This window comes from Parafrankia sp. EUN1f, assembly GCF_000177675.1.
Classification (GTDB): Bacteria; Actinomycetota; Actinomycetes; order Frankiales; family Frankiaceae; genus Parafrankia.
Map to the genome: position 1 here is coordinate 1 of NZ_ADGX01000260.1, position 7,577 is coordinate 7,577.

A 7,577-nucleotide genomic window follows, 5' to 3' on the forward strand; every position below is an offset into this window, starting at 1 on the left:
TCGAGGGCTGGCCACGCTCGAGCGCGCTGAGGGTGGGGATGGCTGTGACCGGAGGAACCGTCACCGGCAGTGACGTGGTAGGCCGGGCTGGCTCTGGCCAGGCCTCGGCAGCCTCCCCCGGCCCCTCACCGACGGATCCCGGCACGGCCACGGGAACAGGCTCCGGCGGCACGGTGTCCGGCAGTGCAGCGCCCGGTGGCGCAGTGTCCGGTGGCGCAGTGTCCGGTGGCACTCCGGCGACAGCACCCCCGGCGCCGTCGCCCGCGCTTTCCCCGTCGGCCGAGTGGCCCGGCCCCAAGAGCGAGATCCGCCGGCGCCTGCTGGCGCTGCGGCGCGCGGGCGTCACGCCGGACTCGGCGGTCCTCACCGAACGGGTGCTGGCGCTGCCCGAGGTCGCCCGGGCCAGGTGCGTGGCCGCCTACGTCGGGATGGCGGACGAGCCCGACACCGCCGAGCTGCTCGCCCGGCTGCGGGCGCGCGGGGTTCGGATCCTGCTGCCCGTCGTACGCCCCGATCTCGATCTGGACTTCCGCGAGTACGGGACCACGCTCGTGCCCGGGGCCATGGGCACCCGCGAGCCACCGCCGAGCGCCCCCCTGGTCGAGCTCGCCCGCGCGGATGCGGTCATCGTTCCCGCGCTCGCGGTTGACCAGGCGGGCAACCGGCTGGGGCGTGGCGGTGGCTCCTATGACCGGGCGCTGGCCCGCACCGCCCCCTCCACGCCGGTGATAGCGTTGGTGCACGATCGGGAGATTCTGACCGACGTCCCCGCGGAGGAGCACGACAGGCGGGTGACAGTGATCGTCACTCCGTCAAGAACGCTTCGCCCAGCATCGTCATGAAGCCCACGTCGTCATTCGGGAAGCCATCGGCCGCCTTCAGGCGTTAGAGTTGGCAGTCCCTACCGCCGAGTGCCAACTTCGGGAGGAGTCCGTGCCGACCTACCAGTACCGCTGCACCGCCTGCGGGCATGATCTTGAAGCCGTGCAGAGCTTCAGTGACGCGGCGCTGACCGAGTGTCCTGCTTGCACGGGCCAACTTCGGAAGGTGTTCAGCTCCGTCGGTCTCGTCTTCAAGGGCAGCGGTTTCTACAAGACCGACAGTCGTTCGGGCTCCTCCTCCGGGGTTCCGGCGCGCCCGAAGGAGTCGTCCGCCACTTCGTCGGACGGCGACTCGTCCGGCAAGAGCTCCGCTGCGGCCGAAAGCAGCACCGCAGCGTCCGCCGGCAGCAGCACCAGCTCGTCGACGAGCGCTGCGTCTGCCGCGTCCAGCACGGCTGCCGCCTGACCCGTCAGGAAAGAGCAGCATCCAACGAGCAGCCCCCGGCGGCCCTTCCGCCGGGGGCTGCTCGTTTGCCAGCACTGCTATTCAGTCAGCACCGGCACCACAGTCGGAATGGCTCGCGCCCAGCTCCTCGCCGCCGACCATTTCCACTGATCGCTACTTGTGGTAGCCGTTTAGGTAGGCGAGGGTAACGCCAAGGCCCGCCTCGGCGGGTATCGCGGTCTCGCTGCCGGCGGTCAGCACGGCCCGAGGGGCGGCCATCCGTAGCGTTGAGGATTTTGGTCGTCCCAACGACCACGATCCTCAGGTCCTGCTCGGCAGCACAGCGGCAGCCCGAAGCTCAGGATGTGGCGGCACGCCCTGCAACGACCGAAATCCTCAACTCCTCATCGCGGCTGGCCCCGACCAGGCCGAGACCCCCGGATTCCAGCACCCAGCCGGCGCCCTGCCCGTGGCACCACGACACCGAAGTCGATCACGCCCGCCACCTCGGCCGGCCATCCTGCCCCACAGCCGGAACCCGACCACGAGGGCCTACCAGCGGCCATCCGACATCACACATCGTGACCGGATGTGGAAAGGAACTACTGAGGCGTACCACCAGCACCGCCAGCAGGCACGGCCGGGGCACGCAGCCATGGCAGGCCAGGGACGGACCGGCCGATTCTGACAGCGGCTCCTCGATCGATGTGCGGGCTGTCCGCTATCCGACCAGGCGCAGCCGCTATTCCGCGGCGCGGACACAGACACGAAGACAATCGACTGAACGAATCGACCTGTCTCAGCGATTCAGTCGGCAATTTCGACACAGCGTCGACTCAGGAAGCGCGCACGGGAACAGGGGTAGCAGGCCACACGGAGGTTCAGCAAGAACCACGACTCGCACCGCAGGCGCGCCACGAACCGCCATGTGGCCCGGGAGACACACCAGACCTCGAATACCGTCAACCTGCGGGATCAGACCGCGAGCTCCACCCCGCAAGGACGGATTCACGTGCATCCGCAGGTGCGCAGATGTGGGCTATATAGCGCACATTGCCCGATTCACGATTCCCGCACCCCCGGGCCCGCCCAGGATGCCCGTACCCACAAGGCATCCTGGACAGCTCGGGCACCCCAGACAGTCCACGGAGCCCGAGGCGCCCGCGGGGCGGGCATGCCTACTGTTTACGCCGCCGATAGTGCTCCACGATCCACGCGTCGACCTCGCGCTTACGCCAAACCCTGGTCCCTTTGGCTCCGCTACCCGCAGGCGCGTTGATGACCTGCAGAGGCTCCGGAAACTTGGCGTCCTTGCGAGTCCAGTAGTCCACAGCCTGTCGCGTGATCTTGAGTTGGAACGCGATGTCCCCGATGCCAACCAACTGCTCACCGTCGTCCACGACAACATCGTAACCACTTTGCTCTTGCTCAAGAACCTCGCTAGGGTCGTTTTTGCTTATCGACAAATAAAGGCTGTGGAGGAAACATGCCAGCGACCCCCGGTGGACAGGACGCGATCAGTGAGCTGATTGACCGCGACGAGGCCTACGACGCGGACCCGTCCGGAGACCCTCCACTCCTGGTGGCGAGGTATCGAGCCGCATTGCGGGCGGCGCTGCGCGCCCGGCAGCCGGCGCCGGACGGCCAGGCACAGGCCTGGACGCGGCGGGAACGCGACGCCTACCTGGCCGGCGGGCAGGCCGCCCGCCAGGCGGTCGTCAGTGCGATGGCCGCGGCGATCCTGGGCACCGAGCCGGAACCTTCTGAGGCCGAACGCGCCACTGCCGAGCCACCCGACCGGCCTACCGGCGCAGGCCGGGCCGACTGATCACGAGACACCGACCATCGCCGTTCGTGTCGTCACGCACTCCCGGCCACGGATGGCCGGTAGATTGGCCGCGCCGGCACCGGTACGCGCCCAGCCAGGCGCGGCCCCGTGGCCCGGCTCGATGGACAGACCGACGGACGGCCCTTTGCCGCCTGCCACCGCGCAGGGGCCGCACGCCGATCAAAGGAGATCACCATGGGGCACACGCCGCTGCCCGGCGACGAGATCCCGAGCGACGAGCGCGAGATCGGCTGGGGCGACGAAAGCCTGTTCGACGACGAGGTCGACACCGACCTCGCGCGGCTCATGGAAGACCTGCCACCACACCACGTCGATCGCTGACCGCCACCGACCTCACCGCGCCGGCGCACCCCGCCGGCTCGTCCACTCGACCGCTCACCCGCTCGCACCGCGGTCCCGACCGGCTTCGCCGGCGGACCTCCCGCCCGGCGTGACATTCCTCGCGCCGCGGCGGGCTGGCGCGCGCCTCGCGGATCCGGCCGAGTTCCCACAGTGCCCTCGGCAGCCTGCCGACGGGTGACCGCGCCCACCGGCTCGGACGCGGTCGATGCCGGCCGACACGGGGACTTCATGCCCGGGTCGGACGGCGTTCACGCCAGCGACTGTGACGTGCGATACACCCGGCCTGGACAGAACACAAGGTGACCTTTGGCATTGGCTTCTGTCACCCAAGGGCGCAATACTGGTCGAGCCTTGCATCTGCGGTAACCCTCATGGGCCTACCGCCACATCGTTCCCCTCGGAGACGACGTGATGCTCACCATCGGCGAAGAAGCCGACACGCTCATCGCAGGCGCCGAAACGGCCCCCTCGCCATCGAAAGCCGCGTCCACGCCGACGTTGCTACCACTCGGAGCTCCGTCCAGCCCGCCAGTCATGACGAGCCTGCTCGCGACCGTCCGCCCCGGCACCGGCACCGGCATGGGGATCGAGATCGGGGCAGCGGCCGGGCTGGCCGTGAGCCCACCGACGACCGTGACCGCGCATCGTCCCGACCGCCCGCTTCGGGCCCGGGTCGAGCAGCGCGCCGAGGGCGCCGTGATCCATCTGAGCGGTCTCCTCGCCGCGGGGGCGATCGGCGCGGCGAGGGCGGCCGTGGACGACGCGGCCGCCTCGGGGCCGCGGGACATCGTCGTCGATCTGGCCGGCGTCCACGGCGCGGACCCGCTCGGCGCGGTCCTCCTGGGGGCGATGAGCCGCCATGCGGCCCGCCGTGGCTGCCGGTTACGCCTACGTGGCGTCGGGCCGCCGGTACTGCAGGTGCTGGCAGAACGGGGCGTACCGGTCGAGTTTGTGGACCCGACCAGCTGACCTCGACTGCCACCCCTGTTCACCCGTACCGTAGGGGGGTATTTCGCGGCCACGGCGCGGGGGCAGGTGATGCGGGTGAAGGCCGAGACCGACCAGATGACCCAGGTCCAGCCCCAGGGCGACCATCAGGAGCACGCCGAGTCACACCACGGGTACACCTCTGGCAAGGACGAGTACACCGCGCGGCTGCGGCGGATCGAGGGCCAGGTGCGGGGCCTTCAGCGAATGATCGCCGAGGACAAGTACTGCATCGACATCCTCACCCAGGTCTCCGCGGCGACCCGGGCCCTACAGTCCGTCGCGCTCGGCCTGCTGTCGGATCACCTCGCCCACTGCGTGGCGCAGGCCGTCGCGGATGGTGGGCCCGCGGCCGACGAGAAGCTCCGCGAGGCGACCGCCGCGATCGCTCGCCTCGTCCGCTCCTGACCCGCGGAAAGTGGCGAACAGCGACGACACGGGGCGCGGAGCCGAACCCAGCCCCGAACCCGAGTTCGGCCCCGGCCTGTCCGCGACCTTCGAGCGCGTGTGGCTCGACGCCCACTCGTGGGTGGATGTGGCCCGCGCCTGGATGCCTGCGGCGGACGCGCTCTACGAGGCCGTCCGCGACGGCACCCCCTGGCGTCAGGGGACGATGTGGCGGTACGAACGTCACGTAACCGAACCGCGGCTGAGCGCCTTCATCCGCAGCGGAGCCCCCATTCCGTTCCCACCGCTGCTGGCCGCCTACCGGGCGCTGCGCCAGCGGTACGGCGTCGACTTCGACGGGTACGGGCTGTCCTGGTACCGCGACGGGAACGACGCCGTGGCCTTTCACCGCGACCGCGAGATGCGCTGGCTCGACGACACGATCATCGCGATCCTCACCCTCGGCGCCCGACGTCCCTTCCTGGTGAAGTCGCGCCACCTCCCCGCCGGCCGCAGGATCCTCAACGATCCCCAGGACCGCACCGGCCGCGACTTCTCCCCCGCGGGTGGTGACCTGCTCGTGCTCGGTGGGCGGGCGCAGGCCGACTGGCTGCACGCGGTGCCCCGGGTCGCCGGCGCGGTGGCCGGGCGCATCTCCGTCCAGTGGCGTTGGACGTCCCGCGCGGGTCGCCCGGAGATCGGCCCCGGCTACGGAGCCGCGCGGACCTTCTCCTCCCGCTCCTCCCGCTGACGACCGCCTCCCGCTGACGACCCCGCCCGCGCTCCTGCCTGCGGCGCGGGCGGGCTCGTCAGGTCAGGATTCCTGGCAGGGCGGAGCATAGTGGCGGTCGCCGACGTAGTGCCGCCAGTCCGCACGGGTGATCGTGGTCCCGGTCCGGGCGCAGATGTTCTCGGCCGCCGCGGCCGGATCAAGCTCCCAGACCCGGGCGGCGTTCCCGTCGGCCACGACGAGCGTCCGCGCCGTCCCGCTGGCGAGCGCAAACCCGACCGGCGCGTCGAAGCCGTCGGAACCATCGGTGGTGCCGCCTTCGGACCTACCGGGCAGCGACAGGCTCAGCCGGGGCGACGGGTGGCGCGGGCTCGTCAGGTCCCAGACGGCGACGTCACCACCGACGCGCGCCGGTCCCACCACGAGCGCGCGGCCGTCCGCGGAGAAGGCGACCTCGCCGGCCCCGCCGGCCGGCGAGAAGGAGGTCAGCCGATGGAGGCCCCGCGGATCGCGGGGGCGGTAGATCTCGACAATCGAGCGTGACCTCGGCGCGGACGTCGGGTCGGTGGCGTCGGCCGTGACGCCGGCTGCGCCCTCGGCGGGCAGTCCGGTGGTGGTGACCGCCAGCGTGCGGCCGTCGGGCGAGTACGAGGCTCCGGCGACGACGCCGTCGCCGCGCAGCTCGCCCGCCAGCCGAGGCTGGCGCGGGTCCTTCAGGGACCACATCGAGAGACGCCCGACGCCGCCGGCCAGCAGCTGGTCGCGTCCCGGCGCGAAGGCCAGCGCGGTGACCGGCCCGGCGATGCGCACCTGGGCGAGCCTGGCGGGCTTGCGGGGGTCGACGACGTCCCACAGCCGCACCGTGCCGTCGGACGATCCCGTGGCCACCAGCCGGCCATCGGTGCTCACCACGATCTCGTCGACGGTGCCGCTGTGCCCGGCCAGGACCCCGAGCCGCTCGACCGCCCCGTCCGCCGTCACACGCCACAACCCGACCGTGCTCGGGCCGCCGCCGAGCCCTGCCCCGGCCGCCGTGATCACAATTGTGCCGGCGGAGGCGGGCCGCCCCGGCTGGGACAGGTAGGCGACGGCGCTGACCGCCGGCCCGTCGACCGGAAGCGCGGTGATCTGGGTGCCGGCCGTCGGATCCGACAGGTCCCAGAAGGCGGCTCCGGTCGCGCTGGCGGTGAGCAGGGTCCGCCCGTCCGGTGCGACGGCGAGGCCGACGACGTCGCTGGAAAGGTTGCCGACCCGCCGGACGGACGCGTCGACCAGCGCGGCGGCCGCGGTCGTGGTCGGAGAGATCCCGTAGGCCGCCAGGGCGAGCTGCCCGGCGAGATCCGGCTGGCGTTCGAACAGATCCCGCGCCTGGCGCGCGATCTTCTTGGACGCACTCGCCGCCGTGTGCGCCCGGACCAGACCGACGATCTCGATCGCCAGGGTGACCGCCGTCAGACTGGCGATCAGGCTGAGGAACACCCGGAACCGTCGGTCCCCCCTGCTGTAGTGGGTTCGGCTCCCTACCGGAGCGGGCGACTCGGCCGGAGCCTGCGACTCGGCCGCGTCCGGCGACTCGACCGGCTTGGCCCGGTCCGCGGGCTGGGTCGACGGTGCGTCGCCTCCTGCCTGCGGCACACCGGCCGCCCGCGGTTCGTCCACCGGCTTGCGCCCACCGGCCTCCCCCGTGCCGCCGACCGGCCCCGGCTCACCCACCGGCTGGGGCCCGCTCGCAGCCGCCGGCTCACCCACCGGCCGGGGCTCACTCTCCGGCTCGGACCTGCTCTCCGGGGCTTCGGCCGCCGGCACCGTCTCGGGCACCGGCACCGCCTCGTCCGCCGGCACCGCCTCAGGCACCGGCACGAGCGCAGGCGCCGGAACGTCCGGGCCGACGGAGCCCGGTTCGCCGCCGGGTCGGGCTATGAGCCGCGTGGTGGCCTGTGCCGGATCGGCTGAGGCTCCGCCGACGCCGCCCGCCCCGGCGACGCCGCCCGCCCCGGCGACGCCGCCCGCCCCGGT

9 protein-coding genes are annotated in these 7,577 nt (G+C 72.0%); 7 read left to right on the plus strand and 2 right to left on the minus strand.

What is annotated here, in order from left to right:
* Window positions 1–842, plus strand: an 842-nt coding sequence (locus FREUN1FDRAFT_RS48410) for a 5-formyltetrahydrofolate cyclo-ligase (RefSeq protein ID WP_369809858.1), incomplete at its 5' end; no start/stop codon positions are given.
* Between the two features lie 91 nt (window positions 843–933).
* Window positions 934–1,287 carry an FmdB family zinc ribbon protein gene (locus FREUN1FDRAFT_RS48415; RefSeq protein ID WP_083828947.1) on the plus strand — a complete coding sequence of 118 codons (354 nt, stop codon included), beginning with the start codon at window positions 934–936 and terminating at the stop codon, window positions 1,285–1,287.
* A gap of 1,157 nt (window positions 1,288–2,444) precedes the next feature.
* Here the strand turns inward: FREUN1FDRAFT_RS48415 and FREUN1FDRAFT_RS37130 are convergent.
* A complete protein-coding gene (locus tag FREUN1FDRAFT_RS37130) occupies window positions 2,445–2,666 on the minus strand; it encodes a hypothetical protein (protein ID WP_006545578.1) in 222 nt (73 codons plus the stop codon).
* An 86-nt stretch (window positions 2,667–2,752) separates the two neighbouring features.
* Here FREUN1FDRAFT_RS37130 and FREUN1FDRAFT_RS37135 point away from each other — a divergent pair, with 86 nt between their 5' ends.
* From FREUN1FDRAFT_RS37135 to FREUN1FDRAFT_RS37150, 5 genes are all read left to right on the plus strand, one after another.
* Window positions 2,753–3,094, plus strand: coding sequence for a hypothetical protein (locus tag FREUN1FDRAFT_RS37135; protein ID WP_006545579.1), 342 nt, complete (start codon window positions 2,753–2,755; stop codon window positions 3,092–3,094).
* A gap of 195 nt (window positions 3,095–3,289) precedes the next feature.
* Window positions 3,290–3,436, plus strand: coding sequence for a hypothetical protein (locus tag FREUN1FDRAFT_RS45640; protein ID WP_006545580.1), 147 nt, complete (start codon window positions 3,290–3,292; stop codon window positions 3,434–3,436).
* Window positions 3,437–3,991: 555 nt separating this feature from the next.
* On the plus strand, window positions 3,992–4,426 hold the full coding sequence (locus tag FREUN1FDRAFT_RS37140; RefSeq protein ID WP_083828949.1) for an STAS domain-containing protein: 435 nt from the start codon (window positions 3,992–3,994) through the stop codon (window positions 4,424–4,426).
* Between the two features lie 69 nt (window positions 4,427–4,495).
* Window positions 4,496–4,852, plus strand: coding sequence for a metal-sensitive transcriptional regulator (locus tag FREUN1FDRAFT_RS37145; protein WP_006545582.1), 357 nt, complete (start codon window positions 4,496–4,498; stop codon window positions 4,850–4,852).
* A gap of 10 nt (window positions 4,853–4,862) precedes the next feature.
* Window positions 4,863–5,582 (plus strand): alpha-ketoglutarate-dependent dioxygenase AlkB, encoded by a 720-nt coding sequence (locus FREUN1FDRAFT_RS37150; protein WP_006545583.1) that lies wholly within the window; start codon window positions 4,863–4,865, stop codon window positions 5,580–5,582.
* A gap of 63 nt (window positions 5,583–5,645) precedes the next feature.
* Here the strand turns inward: FREUN1FDRAFT_RS37150 and FREUN1FDRAFT_RS37155 are convergent.
* The coding region (locus FREUN1FDRAFT_RS37155) for a WD40 repeat domain-containing protein (RefSeq protein ID WP_006545584.1) at window positions 5,646–7,577 on the minus strand (1,932 nt) is incomplete at its 5' end.

Excerpts from the sequence above, each read along its gene's own strand:
- FREUN1FDRAFT_RS37140 (WP_083828949.1), top strand. The coding sequence starts at position 3,992 with ATGACGAGCCTGCTCGCGACCGTCCGCCCCGGCACCGGCACCGGCATG.
- FREUN1FDRAFT_RS37135 (WP_006545579.1), top strand. The coding sequence starts at position 2,753 with ATGCCAGCGACCCCCGGTGGACAGGACGCGATCAGTGAGCTGATTGAC.
- FREUN1FDRAFT_RS37145 (WP_006545582.1), top strand. The coding sequence starts at position 4,496 with ATGCGGGTGAAGGCCGAGACCGACCAGATGACCCAGGTCCAGCCCCAG.
- FREUN1FDRAFT_RS45640 (WP_006545580.1), top strand. The coding sequence starts at position 3,290 with ATGGGGCACACGCCGCTGCCCGGCGACGAGATCCCGAGCGACGAGCGC.